This is a genomic window from Dellaglioa sp. CoH-57-MRSF-17 (assembly GCF_056782015.1).
The window spans coordinates 212,111-229,054 of sequence record NZ_JBXAXY010000003.1; the positions used below are offsets into that span (position 1 = coordinate 212,111).

The 16,944-nt window shown below is 35.0% G+C and carries 16 protein-coding genes; 12 read left to right on the forward strand and 4 right to left on the reverse strand.

Annotation, left to right across the window (positions count from 1 at the left end):
* Positions 1-939 carry a DNA-binding protein WhiA gene (gene whiA, locus AC1RPJ_RS04745; RefSeq protein ID WP_409022193.1) on the forward strand — a complete coding sequence of 313 codons (939 nt, stop codon included), beginning with the start codon at positions 1-3 and terminating at the stop codon, positions 937-939.
* 26 nt (positions 940-965) lie between these two features.
* The gene (locus AC1RPJ_RS04750; RefSeq protein ID WP_481761476.1) at positions 966-1,217 is read left to right on the forward strand and encodes a kinase to dihydroxyacetone kinase; all 252 of its coding nucleotides are present in this window, start codon (positions 966-968) and stop codon (positions 1,215-1,217) included.
* Positions 1,218-1,279: 62 nt separating this feature from the next.
* On the opposite strand, the gene AC1RPJ_RS04755 is transcribed toward AC1RPJ_RS04750, so the two are convergent.
* The 4 genes from AC1RPJ_RS04755 to AC1RPJ_RS04770 all read right to left on the reverse strand — a co-directional run bounded on the left by AC1RPJ_RS04755 (position 1,280) and on the right by AC1RPJ_RS04770 (position 4,515).
* The gene (locus AC1RPJ_RS04755) at positions 1,280-1,798 is read right to left on the reverse strand and encodes a DsbA family protein (RefSeq protein ID WP_481761625.1); all 519 of its coding nucleotides are present in this window, start codon (positions 1,796-1,798) and stop codon (positions 1,280-1,282) included.
* A gap of 126 nt (positions 1,799-1,924) precedes the next feature.
* The gene (gene clpP, locus AC1RPJ_RS04760) at positions 1,925-2,518 is read right to left on the reverse strand and encodes an ATP-dependent Clp endopeptidase proteolytic subunit ClpP (protein ID WP_409022195.1); all 594 of its coding nucleotides are present in this window, start codon (positions 2,516-2,518) and stop codon (positions 1,925-1,927) included.
* A gap of 112 nt (positions 2,519-2,630) precedes the next feature.
* Complete coding sequence (locus AC1RPJ_RS04765) at positions 2,631-3,050, reverse strand: hypothetical protein (RefSeq protein ID WP_409022196.1); 420 nt, start codon at positions 3,048-3,050, stop codon at positions 2,631-2,633.
* On the reverse strand, positions 3,043-4,515 hold the full coding sequence (locus tag AC1RPJ_RS04770; protein ID WP_481761475.1) for a helix-turn-helix domain-containing protein: 1,473 nt from the start codon (positions 4,513-4,515) through the stop codon (positions 3,043-3,045). Before AC1RPJ_RS04770 ends, AC1RPJ_RS04765 begins: the two co-directional genes overlap by 8 nt.
* 210 nt (positions 4,516-4,725) lie before the next feature.
* Here AC1RPJ_RS04770 and AC1RPJ_RS04775 point away from each other — a divergent pair, with 210 nt between their 5' ends.
* The 10 genes from AC1RPJ_RS04775 (at position 4,726) to AC1RPJ_RS04820 (ending at position 16,928) form a co-directional block, all read left to right on the forward strand.
* Complete coding sequence (locus AC1RPJ_RS04775) at positions 4,726-5,361, forward strand: WxL domain-containing protein (protein ID WP_481761474.1); 636 nt, start codon at positions 4,726-4,728, stop codon at positions 5,359-5,361.
* The gene (locus AC1RPJ_RS04780) at positions 5,354-6,418 is read left to right on the forward strand and encodes a WxLIP family cell surface protein (protein ID WP_481761472.1); all 1,065 of its coding nucleotides are present in this window, start codon (positions 5,354-5,356) and stop codon (positions 6,416-6,418) included. Before AC1RPJ_RS04775 ends, AC1RPJ_RS04780 begins: the two co-directional genes overlap by 8 nt.
* Before the next feature lie 279 nt (positions 6,419-6,697).
* The gene (locus AC1RPJ_RS04785; RefSeq protein WP_481761471.1) at positions 6,698-9,196 is read left to right on the forward strand and encodes a hypothetical protein; all 2,499 of its coding nucleotides are present in this window, start codon (positions 6,698-6,700) and stop codon (positions 9,194-9,196) included.
* Positions 9,197-9,686: 490 nt separating this feature from the next.
* A complete protein-coding gene (locus AC1RPJ_RS04790) occupies positions 9,687-12,260 on the forward strand; it encodes a hypothetical protein (protein ID WP_481761470.1) in 2,574 nt (857 codons plus the stop codon).
* 79 nt (positions 12,261-12,339) lie between these two features.
* The gene (locus AC1RPJ_RS04795; RefSeq protein ID WP_481761469.1) at positions 12,340-13,053 is read left to right on the forward strand and encodes a WxL domain-containing protein; all 714 of its coding nucleotides are present in this window, start codon (positions 12,340-12,342) and stop codon (positions 13,051-13,053) included.
* A 27-nt stretch (positions 13,054-13,080) separates the two neighbouring features.
* On the forward strand, positions 13,081-13,842 hold the full coding sequence (locus tag AC1RPJ_RS04800) for a WxL domain-containing protein (protein WP_481761468.1): 762 nt from the start codon (positions 13,081-13,083) through the stop codon (positions 13,840-13,842).
* Between the two features lie 51 nt (positions 13,843-13,893).
* On the forward strand, positions 13,894-14,643 hold the full coding sequence (locus AC1RPJ_RS04805; RefSeq protein WP_481761467.1) for a WxL domain-containing protein: 750 nt from the start codon (positions 13,894-13,896) through the stop codon (positions 14,641-14,643).
* A 57-nt stretch (positions 14,644-14,700) separates the two neighbouring features.
* Positions 14,701-15,465, forward strand: a complete 765-nt coding sequence (locus AC1RPJ_RS04810; RefSeq protein WP_481761466.1) for a WxL domain-containing protein — start codon at positions 14,701-14,703, stop codon at positions 15,463-15,465.
* Positions 15,466-15,504: 39 nt separating this feature from the next.
* The gene (locus AC1RPJ_RS04815) at positions 15,505-16,110 is read left to right on the forward strand and encodes a WxL domain-containing protein (protein ID WP_481761465.1); all 606 of its coding nucleotides are present in this window, start codon (positions 15,505-15,507) and stop codon (positions 16,108-16,110) included.
* A gap of 26 nt (positions 16,111-16,136) precedes the next feature.
* Entirely contained in the window at positions 16,137-16,928 is a 792-nt protein-coding gene (locus AC1RPJ_RS04820) for a WxL domain-containing protein (protein WP_481761464.1), read from the forward strand.
* Positions 16,929-16,944 lie beyond the last annotated feature (16 nt).

Here is a 16,944-nt window from a genome sequence, read left to right on the forward strand (position 1 = left end):
ATGTCATATGCAAGTGAAGTGAAAAAAGAATTAACGACCCTCAAAGTCAGAAAAAATAATGCTAAAGCAGAGTTAATGGCGTTAATTAGAATGAATGGGTCTTTGAGTATTATTAATCATCAATTTGTTTTAAATGTTCAGACTGAGAATCCCGCAATTGCGAGACGGATTTATGAACTTTTAAATGAATTTTATGACATTACAAGTGAACTATTAGTTCGTCGTAAAATGAAATTAAAGAAAAATAATATTTATATTGTACGTTTAAAAACAGGTAGTGATTTTGTTTTAAAAGACCTGGATATCATTGAAGATATGCAACTTAAAATGGGTGTACCAATGGATCTGTTGGCCCATGATGATATGATGATGCGTTCATATTTACGTGGGGCATTTTTGGCAGGTGGTTCTGTTAATAATCCTGAAACAAGCCGTTATCATTTGGAAATTTACTCAGTCTATGAAGAACATAATCAAACAATTTGCGAAATGATTAATAAATTTGGATTCAACGCTAGAATGACTGAACGTCGAAGTGGTTATATCGTTTATTTAAAAGAAGCAGAAAAAATTGCTGATTTCTTGTCATTAATTGGCGCAACAACGGCTATGTTGAAGTTTGAAGATATTAGGATTGTCCGCGATATGCGTAATTCAGTTAATCGCATGGTTAATTGCGAAACAGCTAATATGAATAAAGTGGCGGATGCTGCGAATAAACAAATTGCTAATATTGAGTTTATTGCACATTCTGTTGGTTTAGGGCAATTACCTTCTAAATTAAAAGAAGTTGCTGAAACACGTCTGGTTCATCAAGAAGTTAGTTTGAAAGAATTAGGTGATTTAGTACCAGGTGGTCCAATTTCAAAATCTGGGATTAATCATCGGCTACGAAAAATTAACGAATTTGCTGAAAAAGTTCGAATTGGTGAAAAATAAACGAAATTTTAAAGAGGTGAGATAGCATGATAACATTTAAATATGATACGCAACTACTAATAGAAGGTAGTACATTAGACGAGGACCAATTGAACGATAAGATTTTACGTCAATTCAAAGGTGATAGTTTACTTGTTGCGGGAGATTCTGATTTAATGAAACTGCATTTCCATACGAATGCGCCGTGGGAAATATTAGAATATTGTGCTGGACTTGGAGAAATCTTTGATGTTGTTGTTGAAGATATGGTCAGACAATCTAAAGGATTAAAAGGTTAACCAAATAAAATACGCATATAACTGATAGCTTTTATCTTAGCTATTAATTATATGCGTATTTTTTATTTATCTAAATATGATTTTAAGGTAGCTAGATCAATTGATTCATCAAAAATATGGTCGTCAACGATAACGGTTGGTACAAATTGAATATTTGCGTCGTTAGCTTCAGCGATAATTGAGTTAATGTAAGTTTTATCAGAAACGTCAGTTAAACTAAAGGTCTTTTCCATATAGGCAGCAACCTCATCCAGTGTTAAGTCTTTCCACGTATCTTGCGTTTTAAATAATTCAGTTATTAAATCGTAAGATTTTTGCGGATTATCTAAAGGAAGATAATGATGAGCAACATTACCACGTTGTAAGGATTCTTTTTCTTTATCAAAAAGTTTGATGACACGTTTTACACGTCCGTTTGCAACATAAGAATCTAAAGTCTCTTTAGATTTTTCGAACCATTCTTTTGAGTAGGGGCAACGTAGGTTAATAAACTCAATAATTGTTTTTGGCGCGTCAGAGTTACCAATCACAAGTCCAAAGTCCCGATTTACTTTTGAAGCATCAATAATTGAAATATCCATTTTTATCAGTCCAGTCTTCATTTATTAGCGTCAGTATAGCATAAGACGGGTTCATCTGAATAATTATCCGCTCAAAAAAAGGACACTAACAAAAGTTAACTTGTTAGTGTCCTTAAACGTTAAAGCTTATTTAAGCCCTTTTTTGTTAGTCATAATTTTATCAATCAAACCGTATTCTTTTGCTTGATCAGCAGTCATAAAGTTATCACGATCTGTATCTTTATCGATAACTTTAATATCTTGACCAGTTGCATCAGCTAAAATTTGGTTAATCAATGTTCTTGTTTTCAAGATATGTGCAGCAGCAATTTCAATTTCTGTTGCTTGACCTTGAGCGCCACCAAGTGGTTGGTGAATCATAATTTCTGAGTTAGGTAATGCAAAACGTTTACCCTTTGTACCAGCAGTTGCCAATACACTGGCCATTGAAGCAGCCATACCCATAACGATTGTTTGAACATCAGCATTGATGAAGTTCATTGTATCGTAGATAGCTAAACCGGCTGAAACAGAACCACCGGGTGAGTTAATGTAAATTGAAATATCTTTTTCTGAGTCTTGAGCGTCTAAGAAAAGTAATTGAGCGATAATAGCATTTGCCATATCATCATTAACTTCACCAGATAACATAATGATTCTGTCTTTTAAAAGACGAGAGTAGATATCATAGGCACGTTCGCCACCGGCAGATTGTTCGATAACTGTAGGAACCATATTCATAGTTAGAAACCTCCGAATTTATTATTATTTACTTTTTTTATATTAGCATTTGAACTAATGTAATGCTAGTTTAAACCCTTGGTCAAAAAAGGTCAAATAAAATAAACTAAATTTATTCTTTAGTTTCTTTTAAAATAATCGCATCTGATGACCTTGTTTTTGAACCATAGAGTAGGTTCCCTGATAAATGACGAACCAAGTAGCCAGAATAAGATACTGAAAGGGCTACAGGTGGTTTAATAGGTGTTACAGAATGTTGCGTTGAAACAAAAGCGATTGGTGATTTATCTGTTACTTTTTTCTTAACCTTACGAGGTTTTTGTTTTTTAGGTGCCGAAACCTTAGGGGACACAGGTTCTGCATTTTTTCTGGGATCCATTGGATTCACAGGAGCTACACGAGAATCTTCACTATCGCTTCGCGGTGTTGCTTTAATTTGTTTGGGTACATACATGGATAAAATGAACAAGTTAGCTACGATTGAGGCTAAGGAAATTCTAGTTAGGCGGGATGTTCTAAACTTTTTATGCATTAGTGATATCCTCCTGACTATCTGTTCGAATAGCCACAACCATATTAGCAAATATCTCCCAATCAGAAGCTAATGGTGGACTATTCCAGATTAGGTAGCGACTGGGGACATCTGCCATCAAGAAGTCAGAAAGGTAAATATCGGTTTGATCTGTTAATTTGTAGTTAACTTCCAAATTAAAGAAGGGCATTGAATCAAGATTTTTGTGAATTAAATCATTGTAGTTACTCCCTTTTGAAAAATCAATTGTTATATGCACCGGTTTTGAAACGGTTGGTAAATCAATATAACGAATGAATAAGAAAAGATATTCTGATTTTAAACGGGCCATGTTAATGTTTTTTTCTTTGAAAATATCCGGTACATTCGTTGTTAAGTTAGTTATCAATTGGTCAACGAAGATATAAAACCAACTATAATTTTCTTTTAAAATAGTATTATCTACGGCAACTTGCCAACTAAAATCAATTTGGGCACTATGGTAACTAGAAAAATGAATACGAGATAATTCGTCAAATAATGTCATATAACTTTGTTCACTTAATGTGATATCAAAGAACTTTTGTAAGTCTTTAATAACAAAATTATTGAGTGATTCAATTTGTGAAAAGAAAGATGAGTTATTAAATGTAACGTCAACAATGTCTTCCATATAAAGGAAATTTAGAACAAATACTGTTTCAATTGATAACTGTTCATCCGTAAGTCCATTAATACCTGGATTTTCTTGAAGACAGTCTTGAATATTGGACATGATTGAGTCTGAATTAGCAAAATTAACATCAGCAAAACGATTAGTATCATTTCGATTAGAAGCTAAACTTTGTATGAGAACAGCTGAAAAATACTTTAGTTTCAATAATTGTATTTGTGTGAGATCAAGATTTAAGCTAGAAATTAATTGGTTAGAAAATAAACTAGAATTACGATCAACTTCTTCATTAAATGGGAAGTTGTAGTTCTTATAGACAGCTAAATAAAGGTTATAAAAAAATAAGCGAATATTTTCTTCAGGACCTACTAATTGGAAGTTTTTAGTGATTTTAAAGCCTAATTTTTGTAACATATCATCTAAAAATTTCTTGGTCCGATAACCAGTTGCTTCACTTAAAAATAACGATTCGGTGAAGGATTCTATACTAAAATTAGGGTTAGTAAATAGCGCATTCAGCATCAAAAATTGAGGTGACTGCTTAGCGTATAGAAGTAATAGGTGATCGATGGAATCTAAGCCATTTTTTTGTAGACTTACTTTGTTATTGCTAACTTTTAATAAATAGTAATCGTCTAATCCTTCAGTGACAAGATCTTCTTCTAAAGACTTGATAGTTGTTGCTGTATAATATTTTGACCATTTAAAATGTTTTTGGATGTCTGTTTGCGAAGCAGATTGGTCATAAGTATTCTCAAGATAAGAAAATAATTCTAACTTACGAATATCATCTTTGTTAAATATAAAGTCCATTTATCGCGATTCCTCCTCATTAAAGAGTATGTACTATCCATTATAGGGGAATTGCCAACGGTTTGCATATAAATCTAGAATCAATAATTATCATATTTTTAAAAAAATTGACAAAAGTGGTGATATAAAATAACATGTCATTAATATATGTATTCAAATTATAGAAATAACAGAAGAGTAATTTTTTTAGACAGGGAGAGGGAAATCTTTATGAATAAAATAGTATTAAGCGCCTTTGTAACACTATTAGGTCTCTATATGACTGCATCTGAGGCAACGATTCAAGCGGCGAAAACTAATCGTGGTAGTGCGCAATCCGATTTGTCTATGGATTTTCAATCTGGAGCAACAACAGTCGATTTTGCTTCTTCCCTTAGTTTCAATACAACTAAAATTGATTCGAATGATAAAAAAAGTTATGCCAAAGCGCAAGATATGGCAACAGGGGCAAGCACACCCAATTACGTTCAAGTTTCAAATTTTAGCGGAACTGAAAATGGTTGGGTGCTTGAAGCTAAACAGAGTCGCCAATTTGAATCTGAAGAGACGCATAAATCGTTAACGGGTGCCTATCTTAGTTTTAGTAATGGTGAACTTGTTTCCATTTCTGCGGATAAAAAACCTGGATTTTATAAGAAAAATTTTGATTTGTCTGTAGGAGCTAATAAAGTAGTCGTTGCCGCAAAAGGTGATGAAGGATACGGCACTTGGGTTTACCGTTTTGGGAATGAGGCAACTAAAGGAAATAGTATCGCTTTGAATATTCCCCGTGAGGCAACTAAGATGACAGATGTCTATCGTAGTGAAATTACATGGTCATTAAATGATGTGCCATCAAATGAATAATAATGAAATGATAACCACAAAATTTATTAAAAGATTCGGCTATTTATTTTTATTCAGTATTTTATTTTTATTCGGAGTGGACATTAAGCAGGTTAATGCCAGCCAAGTTGACTTTTCTGTTCAACCTATGATATCTGACTATCAATTAGATAAGAAAAAAACTTATTTTGATTTAAAAGCAGCACCAGGAACTAAAACACAGCTGAAAATTAAGGTAGCTAATCTTATTGATAAATCACTAACGTTTGAAGTCCTCATTAAGGATGCAACAACAAACTATAATGGGGTTGTGGAGTACGCGGAATCACAAAGTAAAGTATTGGCACAACAGCCGTTCTCAGTGGTAAAAGCAGTTAGAGCTCGTCAGAATCGTATAACTGTTCCTGCAAAAAGTGAAAAAATAGTTACTTTGGATGTTGCGTTACCCAATACGACTTTTGCAGGTGTCGTTGCGGGAGGTATATCGGTGATTGAAGACAATGATGCTCAGTCTCAAACAAAGTCAGAACGAGCGGTTATTGATAATCGTTATTTATATACGACTGCGGTAATATTCCATGGAGAACAACCTGTAACTAGCGCACAAGTAAAATTAAAAACGGTTGATATCACACAAATTAATGCACGTAATGTGATTGCTGCGAGATTTGAAAATCAGAGCGCTATGTTTTTAAATAAAGTTCAAATAAATACACAAGTCAGACGGTTAGGTAGTTCAAAAGTATTATATCGAGCAAGTAATAAGGACATGCAAATTGCCCCAACCAGTGCGGTTACCTTTCCAATTCCATTAGCTGCTGGTGAATTACTCAAAAGTGGTACCTACGAACTTAGTGCAGAGATGACTTCTAAAAATCAGGCATGGCATTTTAAACAGAAATTTACGGTAAGTGGATCAAAAGCAAGAATATTGAATGAGAAGGATGTTACAATCGATCAAACAAATTACTGGATCTATTGGATATTACTCTTGTTCGTACTGATAATCGTTAATGTTTTTGTTATATTATGGATTAATCGAAGATTAAAAAGAAAGTATCAACAAAAAATTAAATAATTTAAATGAAAAAGTTATTAATTAAGGGATATTATCTTTTAATTAATAACTTTTTTATTTTCAAATATTTTTAAAAAGGTAAAAAATGTGATTTAACATTGTGCACCATTGAAGATACAATATGTACATAATAATTGTAGATGTAGTATGTACATATTGTATCTTCACTTTACTAAAAGTTAATGGGAATTGTTAGAAAAATAGGGGATGACAATGACTTAACGATATGATAGTAAGACCAAATAAATAAGATAATTAAGCATTAGAGAGGGATAAAAGATGAGGAAACATAACAGTAGAACAAAAGAATGGATTTCAGCAACACTTATAACAAGTGCTGTTTTTGCAGGATTATTTGCTGGGGGGGCCAGTCACAGGGAACCTAGTGTATTTGCTCAAACTGATGAGAGCAGTATGTCAAGTGAGTCATCAGATAACGCCACAAGTGAATCAGGAAAAAAGGCGATATCAAGTGATTCTCTAAAAACTAAATCAATCACAATAAAAAAAAGTGAATCAAAAACAAAAGCTAAACCGTCAGCAAAAGCTAAACTAAGTACTAGAGCAGCTGGGTATGTTGGACCAGCAAATGATGTATTTCCTGATGATTACTGGGATACAACAAAAGATTATTCAGCGGAGTCAGCAACGGCATTTGTTTCACAGTCGGGTTCACAGAATAAACCTGGCGAACCTGTATTATATTTTGGAAATAATTATTTTCCTTTTCAAATGAATGAGTTATTAAATAATGATCCCGTCAGTGGTCTTAATAAGTCTGGTTGGGCCTACATGTTTGATACTGGAATAAATCCTGTTCCAAGGAAATCTTATGGAATTATTATTAATAATAGTGTCCCAGGTAATCGTGGATACGGGTTGGTATCATCCTTTTCATCAATTCCTTATACAATTGAATCTGCAGTTAAAGGTAAGGATATCACTGGATATCAACTTTTTAAAAATAAAACAGGTACTGGATTTAAGGCAATTATGTATGATACAAAGTATAAATTAAGTTATACATTTGAGGAAGTTTATGATGCTAGTGGCGGTGTTTATAGCTATTTTAGTATTACTAACAATGACACAACGGCTCGTGCAGTTGGAGCTATTGAGGGCGTCGATACATTCGTTGATGAGGATGCTGTTACCATTGAAAGCTTAGGCCCGGATGAAGGATTCAAAATGGTTGGGTCAGCACATAGTTTAAATTTCAAATTAAATGATCCAAGAAATAATACCAAATTAGGTGGATGGACGAATTACACAGGCGGAGATGAACCAAATGTTATGAATACTGGTTATTTAAATAATTATTTCAATGGTGGTGCACTTGGAACTGGAATGGAAAAATCACCACATAATAAAATTATTGCCGTTTCAAATATTAAGAATCCAGATAACCCATTTAAAGGCGATAGTGGGTTCATAATAAAAGCTAATCCGAAAACTTTGGAACCAGGAGGAACACTCGTAACGGGTTCTTATCAAACTTATAAGGAAGCTGTTGCACCTGTTGCAAGTGTAAAAGAACAAACGATTAATGCTTATGCAAGTCAAACTAATAGGCCTAAAGTTTTAGGAACGGTTTTAGATAAGGATGGCAGTAAAGGTTATATTCAAATTACCTATCCAGATGGGTCAACGTCAGGAACAACAGAGAATGTGTACGACACAGGTAAGGTAGATACTAGTGCTGATTATAGTGCAAACATTGACACTTCTAAATTAAAATTAGGTTCAAATAAGATAATAGTGACAGCTGTTGACGATAGTGAAGTAGAACAGTTAAAACCTGTTACGGTAACAGTCAATCTTTATAAATTAGGTGCAACTGCTATCCCACAAACAATCAAAGTTGGCGATACGGTTAAGACAGGCGAAACGGACTTAATTAAGAATTTAACAATTATTAATCAACCAACAGTTAATGCACATACCTTAAAAATGGATACAACAAATCCATCAGGTAAGCCACTTGATAATAAAACAGCAGGATTTTACATTCAAGATATGCTTTTAACAGATACTGCAGTTAAACCAAATGAAATCGCAAAAGTAGCTGTACCCGTTACCGTAACTGATAGTGATACTGCATTTGACAAAACTTCTGCTCTTTATGCCAAGGGATTTGAATTAAAAACAGCGGATATTCAAAACTTATCAACTGGTGATTTAGATACATTAATCTTGAATAATAGTAAAGCTAGAGGCTGGCTGATAGCGACGGGTGCCGAATCTAAAGTTAGTGTTAAGTCAACAGAACTTAAACCAACTTCAGGTGATGGTTTTTATAAAGCAGTTATCCAAAATTCTGATGGTCAAACAAAAGAAATTGTGATTACTGTCTCAGGTGGATTAAAAATTACATCAGCACCTACTGCAACTGACTATGGTTCTTCCAGTGGCGTGATATTACCTTACAGTGGAGAAAATTTTGATCTCCAACGTAGTGATTCTAGTACCAATAGCAGTGTGAATATTTCTAATGCAGGTAAACAAGCTTGGACATTAACTGCTCGACTTACAAAAGGTTTGACAGATAGTGCTAATGATAAGTTAACTGGTGTTTTGGAGTATGTAAATTCAGCTAATGGTGTACAAGATATAGAATCAAGTAGTGCAGAAGTTGGTTCAGGACAGTCTGAGGCAACTCAAGAAGTCCGTTGGGATAAGGATAAAGGAATTGTCGCTCAACTTAACGGAGGTAATACATCACTTAAAGCTGGAGCCTATACAGGGGAAATAACATGGACACTAGAGAATACACCTTAATGTTATAGTTTCTAATTTAATCTTAAATGATTTGAATATTTTTAGCAGTTTAATTATGAACTAAATAACAATCCCAAATAATAGTAAATCCATATCAATACTGCTAAGTATTGATATGGATTTTTTTAATAAAAATTAATGATAACTAAATTTTATTCGTATTTTAGTGGCTTAATAATTTTCGTTTTATGATGAGATAAAACTTATGAATAATTATTATTTGTTTAATTTTCAAATATTTTTAAAAAAATAAAAAATTTGATTTAACATCGTACACCATTGAAGATATAATATGTACATGTTAATCAAAGACAAAGCATGTACATGTTGAATTTTTAACTTTGCTAAAAGGTATATTTGATAAAAGTTAATAGAAATAGCTAGATAAATAGGGGATAGTAGTGAATTGGCAATATGTTAGTGAAATCAAATAGACTAAATTGATAAAATAATTAATAAGTTAAAAGCAAGGATTGGGGAGGGCTAAAAAATGAGAGAGTATAAAAACAGAAAAAAAGAATGGGTTTCGGCAACAATTATGACAAGTGCTGTTTTTGCAGGATTGTTAGCTGGGGGAGCTAGCCATAGAGAACCTAGTGTGTTTGCTAAAACCGATGAGAGCAGTATGTCAAGCGAATCATCAGATGAAACATCAAGTAAGTTAACGATTAAAGAATCAAGTGAATCAGAAAAAAAGGCGCTATCAAGTGAATCTGTAGAAACTAAATCAACAACTAAAAAAAGTGAATTAAAAATAAAAGCTAAATCATCAGAAAAAACTAAACGAAGTACTCGAGCTACCACTCGAGCAGCTGGATATGTTGGACCAAAAGATGAAATTCTACCTACTGTTAAATGGGAAACAAAAGATTACGCAGCTGATGTAGCAAAGACGTTTGTTTCACAATCGGGGAGATCTGATAAGCCTAATGAACCAGTTATGTACTTTGGAAATAGTATTGAACCTTTTCAGCCTAGTGAACTGACGAATAATAATGACGCAGATAGAGCAAGCAATAATAGTTCACCTAATTTACCATCTTGGTCATATACGTATACTACCGGAAAAAATCCGCGTCCATCGATTATACACGGGCTGATTATGGGCGACAAAATAGCTCGTGGTTATAATGTGAATGAAGCTTACCTAGACAACGGTATTTCTGGTATCGAGGGTGGACTTTTAGATGGGTCAATTACTGATTATCATCTTTATAAAAATAGTATGAACACGGGATTTAAAGCAACTATGTATGATAGTAAGTACAAAGTTAGTTATACTTTTGAATCAGTATATGGTAGGACTGGTGGTATTTACCGTTACTTTAGTATTACAAATAATAATTCAGATTCACAAAAAATAGGTGCCTTGGAAACAAATGATACTTTTGTAGATTCTGATAAAGTTCCTTTACAGAGTATTGGACCTAATGATGGCTTTAAAATGATTGGGGATAGTACTAGTCAGAAGCATGTTTTGGATGTGAGATTGAAAGATCCAGAGTCTAATGCTACTTTGGGTGGTTGGACAAATTATACGGGCGGTTCTCAAGATAAGATTCTAAACCCCGCTAATTTTAATAACTACTTTAAAGGGGGGGTAGCCGGGACAGGTATGGAAGGTTCAGCAGCAAACACTAATATTGGAATTGAAAATATTAGTAATCCAAGTAAAACAATTGGTGATGATAGTGCGTACATTATGAAAGCTAATCAAGTTGATTTAGCTCCAGGTGCAACACTTGTTAATGGGTCTTACCTTACTTATAAAGAGACAACACCTAGTACTCCTCCCGTTGCGACAGTTAAAAATACAATAATTAACGGTTACGCTGATCAAAAAGGTGTTGAGATTACAGGAGATGTTACTGATTCAGATGATACAAAAGGAAATATTGAAATCGGGTATCCAGATGGAACGTCAGAAAAGAATCCTTACGATACTATTACAGTGGATGTGAAGAATCCTACACCGTATTCTGTACCAGTTAATATGTCTAAACTAGGTCCAGGTAAAAATGAACTATTAGTTACGGCAGTTGATCCAGGTAATAACCGTCAAGAAAAACCAGTTACTATAACTGTTAACGTATTCAAATTAGGCGCAATTGCTATCCCACAAACAATCAAAGTTGGCGATACGGTTAAGACAGGCGAGACGGATTTGATTAAAGATTTGACAATTATTAATCAACCAACAGTTAATGCACATACACTAACTGTTGATGGGACAAATCCATCAGGTAAACCACTTGATAATAAAACAGTAGGATTTTACATCCAAGATATGCTTTTAACAGATATTGCAGTTAAACCAAATGAAATCGCAAAAGTAGCTGTACCAGTTACTGTAACTGATGATGACACTGCAACTGATAAAGTCTCTGCCCTTTATGCAAAAGGATTTGGCGTAAAGCAGGCAGATATTCAAAAATTAACAACTGATGAGTTGACTGCATTAATTCTAAAGACTAGTGAAGCTAAAGGATGGTTGTTAGCAACTGGTGCTGAATCTAAAGTAAGCGTTGATTCAACGACACTTAAACAAACTTCAACTGATGGTATTTATCAGGCAGTTATCAAAAATTCGGATGGTTTAAAAAAGACCATTAACATTGAAGTTACAGGTGGATTGAAAATTACAGAAGGACCTGGGGCAACTAATTACGGTTCTTTTTTAGGTGTTACGTTACCTTACAGCGGAGAAGACTTTAAAGTTCAACGTAGTGACCCTGATCCTCATGTTAATAGCGTACAAGTTTCTAACGCGGGTAAACAAGCTTGGACCTTAACAGCTCAACTTACAACACCGTTAACGGAGCATAACGATGCTAACGTTAAGTTAAATGGTGTATTGACATATATAGATGCATCTGGTCAATCGCAAGATATAGAATCAAACAGTGCAGAAGTTGGTTCAGGGCAATCTGAGGTAACTCAAGAAGTAAGTTGGGCAAACGACAAAGGAATTATCGTTCAACTTAATGGAAATAACCCTTTGCTTAAAGCAGGGGACTATACAGGGGAAATAACATGGACATTAGCGGATACGCCACATTCATAAACCTTGTTTAATTAATGTTAATCGTTAGCATATTGCTAATATTAAAAACTACCAAAATCTTACGAGGGGAGAAAATACGATGCTAAAAAGAAGTACAATTATGGGGATTCTTTTAGGAAGCATGGTACCTGTTGGTTTCGCCGTAACGCAAGTTTCAGCAAGCGATACAGTGGGCTATCAATCGCATGCGACTATTGAGTTAGTTGGAAGTACTGATGAAACACGACCTGTTAATCCAATTAATCCGACGGATCCGGTAAAACCAGTTAGACCTGTTAATCCGGGGACGCCAGGTCCGTTATCGATTGATTACGTTTCGAACTTACAATTCAGTCAACAAAAAATTTCTGGTAAAGATAGTGTTTATTATGCACAACTTGACCAGTTAGCTGATAAGAACGGTAAAGTCGGAGATTATCCAAACTATGTTCAGATAACGGATAACCGTGGGTCAAATGCAGGGTGGAAATTAACCGTTGCACAGACCAATCCATTTATGAATGGTAAAAATAAATTAGATGGAACGGTTATCACGTTGATGAATGGTGTTGTTAATGGTAGTAACCTGCATAGACCGACGGATAGTCAAGCAGCAATTAAGCCAGATGGTAAGGCAGTTACTGTGATGACAGCTAAGTTGGACAATGGTATGGGGACCTGGACGGATCGTTTTGGTAAAGATAATACAGCTGCTCAACAAAGTATTTCATTGTTTGTTCCAGCTGAGTCGAAAAAAGTAGCAGGGGCTTATAAGTCTGAACTAACATGGACTTTGACAGATGCTAAACTATAAAAAAAGAGATTAGGGGAAATATATATTATGAAAAAAACAAATAAATTATTATTCGCTGCATTACTTGGATTAGGTATTACAGGAACAGCTGTTACAACAGCTAACGCATCAGAAACAAAAGATTATGTATCACATGGTAACGTTGAATTGACTAAAAATGACGGAACAACAGACCCTGGTATTACTGATCCAACAGATCCAGGACATACTATCGATCCAACAGACCCAGTGAACCCAGGTACTGGTGGCCCATTAGCAATTGACTACGTTTCTAACTTTAACTTTGGTACACAAAAAGTAACAGGTAATGATACAACATATAACTCGGAATTAGTTGCAGCAACAACAGATAACCCAACAGCTGGAACTAAAAAAGACCTTGCAAACTTCTTACAAGTTTCAGATAACCGTGGTACAGTATCTGGCTGGAAACTTTCAGTTCAACAATCAAAAGCATTTACAAGTGAAACAACAAAATCAGTATTAGATGGCACAACAATTACGTTATCTAACCCTGAAGCAAATAATGCTGATAAAAATGGTACAAAACCAGCACCATCAATTTTAACAGATAACCTTGCAATTTCTTCTGCATCAGGTGATAAAGTTGTTATGCAAGCTAAAGATGGCGAAGGTTCTGGTACTTGGGTTGAAGCATTCGGTAATGCAACTAAAGACGCTGATAAAGCTAAAGCTTCTGTTAAATTAGCTATCCCTGGTGATAGCAAAAAAGTCGCAGAAAAATACACATCAGATTTAACATGGACACTTACAGACGCTAACTTATAAGAATTAATTCTATCAATAAAAAAAGGTTATTAATTAAAAGGGGAAATTAAAATGAAAACAACTAAAATCGTAACAAGCGCAATTATTTTATCAACATTAGGTTTAACTGCAGCACCAGCTGTACATGCCGCAGACCATACAGAAAATTACACATCATTAGGTAAGATTGGTTTTACAGAAAATGATGATAAAACACCACCCGTTAACCCAGTTGATCCAGATAAACCCGTTGATCCATTAGAACCAACTGTTCCTCCTGTTAGTCCTGGTACTGATGGACCATTATCAATTGATTACGTTTCTAACTTTGATTTTGGTGAAAACAAAATTTCTGGGGACGATACAACTTACTACGCTGCACCTGTCAAAGCAGTTAGTGGTGCTAAATATGCTACTTACTTACAAGTAACGGATAAACGTGGTACTAATGCTGGTTGGAAACTTTCAGTTAAACAAGAAAAACAATTTAATGATGGCTCAGCAGATTTAGATGGTGCAGTATTAAAAATGGGATCACAAAAATTAAATTCTAAAAATATGGATAGTGTAACTAATGCAACAACCCCAGCTATAGCCGATGCTACAATTACAGCAACACCTGGTAGCGCTGTTGAAGTCTTGAATGCAGCTAAGGGTCAAGGTATGGGTACTTGGACAGATTCATTTGGTGTATATGATGCAGATGCTACAAAGGATACAGCAATGAAGGCTGTTTCATTAGCCGTACCTGGTAATTCAGCTAAAGAAGCTAAACCATATACCACTGATTTAACATGGACAATTACTGACGCAGGGATGTAAACCTGTATCAACTAGGTTATTAAAAAATAGAGGGAATCAATAAAAGGGGAAATTAAAATGAAAACAACAAAAATCGTTGCAAGTGCAATTGCGTTAACAACATTAGGTTTGACTGCAGCACCAGCTGTACATGCCGCAAATAATACACAAACATATAATGAAACAGGTAAAGTAGGTTTTGTCGCAGGAAGCACAAGCCCAACAAATCCCACAGATCCAATCGATCCAACAAATCCAATTACACCAGATCCAGATCCAGATCCAATCAAACCTGGTACAGATGGACCTTTATCGATTGATTACATCTCTAATCTTGATTTTGGTGCTGATCATAAGATTTCTGGTTCTACAGAAACTTACTATGCACAACCAATTTCAGCTACAGATAGTAAAGGTGATAAGGTTAAACGTGCTAATTACTTACAAGTAACTGATAACCGTGGTACAAATGGTGGTTGGAAACTTTCAGTAAATCAAGATGCCCAATTTAATGATGGGACTTCTGAGTTGGCTGGTGCGCAATTAAAAATGACCGGTCAAACATTTAATTCTTCAAATATTGGTGACACGACAACAATCCCAACTGCTTTAAATAGTGGTGTTATTACACCAACTGTTGGAAAAGATGTTGAAGTTGTAAGTGCTGCTAAGGGTCAAGGTATGGGTACTTGGACTGATTCATTTGGCACATATGTCGATGGAACAGATACAGATGCTTCAATGAAAGCAATCTCATTAGAAGTACCTGGTAAAACAGCTAAATCAATTGGAACAAGTTACAAAACTAACTTAACATGGACATTAACAGACGCAGGTCTATAAAAAGATTAGAAGTAAGTTAAACCAAAGGGGAAATTAATTATGAAAAAAGCAGCAATTGCAACATCAGCACTTTTAGCAGTTACGTTATTTTCAACATTAGCACCTGCAGCACATGCTGCCGATATTACAAAAGGCACAACAGGTGATGTTAACTTCGTAGCTAATCCAGCTACTGGGGCAGGCGAACTTAAGCTAATCAGTGCACCGAGTGTTGATTTTGGGGATCAAGAAATTAGTGGATCAACAAAAACTTATGAACAAACGTCTTTTGGCGCTAAACCAGAGGATGCTAATATCCAAGTTGATGATAACCGTGGCTCAAATGTCGGTTGGAATTTAACAGTTGCAAATACACAATTTGCCACGGCAACGGGTACGGCACTTGATGGTGCTAAGTTAACCTTAACAAATGGTTCAATTATTAATGGTAATGGGGCAAAGTTTGTGGCTAATCCTGCAGCAACTATGCTTTTAGATGGTTCATCTAAAGCTGTTCCAGCAGTAGATGCAGCTAAAGATAAAGGTATGGGGCCTAACACATTACCTGTTACTAAAGCAACTTTAGAAGTACCTGGTGCAACAAGTAAATTAAATGAAAAATATACATCAACAATTACATGGACATTAAAAGACGCAGCATTATAAAATGCAGAAAGGGATAGGTTAAAACAATGAGCTTGAAAAAAAATATACGACTAGCAGTAGCCATTGTCCCCCTCCTTGCATTTTCGATGATGGTAAATTCAGTAGCCGATGCAGCAGTTGCAACTGATGGAAAAACTGCGATATCATCAGCTAACTTAACATTACTTGAAAAGTCTGGTCCTGTTGATCCGTTAGATCCATCAAAACCAGTGCACCCACTCAATCAAGTTACGCCAACAACTGGAGACTTAAGAATAGATTATATTTCTAGTTTTCATTTTGGGGCACAGGATATCTCGGGGAGTAATAAAACCTACTATGCAACTTTTGATAAAGTAGCTGACATGACTAACCGTCGTGACTCAAGTGGAGTGTGGGACACACAAAACCTAACAGATAAAGATTATTATAATGTACCTAATTACGCCCAGGTCACAAATAATACAACGGGTAATTGGTCATTAGGTGTTAGTAACACTGTTTTTAAAAGTCCTAGCGGGAACGTGCTTAAAGGTGCTGTACTAAATATTAAGAATATCGAAGCACATAGTGAAAATCCAGGTTTAGGGCTAAGCGGGGACTTACCAGGTAACGTTAAACTTACAGGAACTGGTGGTACTCCTGTTTCGGTTGTTAGTACGACAGATGGTAATAGTGATAATCCGTTCGGTACTTGGACACTTGCTATGGGTACTGATAAAGCGGGAACTAACTCTACAGGAAACGATGCAGTGTCGTTATTTGTTCCTGGTACCACTGTGAAAACAAAAGAAGCTTATACATCAACGTTGAAATGGACATTGATAGCGGCTCCATAAAGCTAATTTGAAAAGA

Bases quoted from the DNA above. Each gene is read 5' to 3' on its own strand.
- whiA (WP_409022193.1), top strand. From the start codon at position 1: ATGTCATATGCAAGTGAAGTGAAAAAAGAATTAACGACCCTCAAAGTC.
- AC1RPJ_RS04750 (WP_481761476.1), top strand. From the start codon at position 966: ATGATAACATTTAAATATGATACGCAACTACTAATAGAAGGTAGTACA.
- AC1RPJ_RS04755 (WP_481761625.1), bottom strand. From the start codon at position 1,798: ATGGATATTTCAATTATTGATGCTTCAAAAGTAAATCGGGACTTTGGA.
- clpP (WP_409022195.1), bottom strand. From the start codon at position 2,518: ATGAATATGGTTCCTACAGTTATCGAACAATCTGCCGGTGGCGAACGT.
- AC1RPJ_RS04765 (WP_409022196.1), bottom strand. From the start codon at position 3,050: ATGCATAAAAAGTTTAGAACATCCCGCCTAACTAGAATTTCCTTAGCC.
- AC1RPJ_RS04770 (WP_481761475.1), bottom strand. From the start codon at position 4,515: ATGGACTTTATATTTAACAAAGATGATATTCGTAAGTTAGAATTATTT.
- AC1RPJ_RS04775 (WP_481761474.1), top strand. From the start codon at position 4,726: ATGAATAAAATAGTATTAAGCGCCTTTGTAACACTATTAGGTCTCTAT.
- AC1RPJ_RS04780 (WP_481761472.1), top strand. From the start codon at position 5,354: ATGAATAATAATGAAATGATAACCACAAAATTTATTAAAAGATTCGGC.
- AC1RPJ_RS04785 (WP_481761471.1), top strand. From the start codon at position 6,698: ATGAGGAAACATAACAGTAGAACAAAAGAATGGATTTCAGCAACACTT.
- AC1RPJ_RS04790 (WP_481761470.1), top strand. From the start codon at position 9,687: ATGAGAGAGTATAAAAACAGAAAAAAAGAATGGGTTTCGGCAACAATT.
- AC1RPJ_RS04795 (WP_481761469.1), top strand. From the start codon at position 12,340: ATGCTAAAAAGAAGTACAATTATGGGGATTCTTTTAGGAAGCATGGTA.
- AC1RPJ_RS04800 (WP_481761468.1), top strand. From the start codon at position 13,081: ATGAAAAAAACAAATAAATTATTATTCGCTGCATTACTTGGATTAGGT.
- AC1RPJ_RS04805 (WP_481761467.1), top strand. From the start codon at position 13,894: ATGAAAACAACTAAAATCGTAACAAGCGCAATTATTTTATCAACATTA.
- AC1RPJ_RS04810 (WP_481761466.1), top strand. From the start codon at position 14,701: ATGAAAACAACAAAAATCGTTGCAAGTGCAATTGCGTTAACAACATTA.
- AC1RPJ_RS04815 (WP_481761465.1), top strand. From the start codon at position 15,505: ATGAAAAAAGCAGCAATTGCAACATCAGCACTTTTAGCAGTTACGTTA.
- AC1RPJ_RS04820 (WP_481761464.1), top strand. From the start codon at position 16,137: ATGAGCTTGAAAAAAAATATACGACTAGCAGTAGCCATTGTCCCCCTC.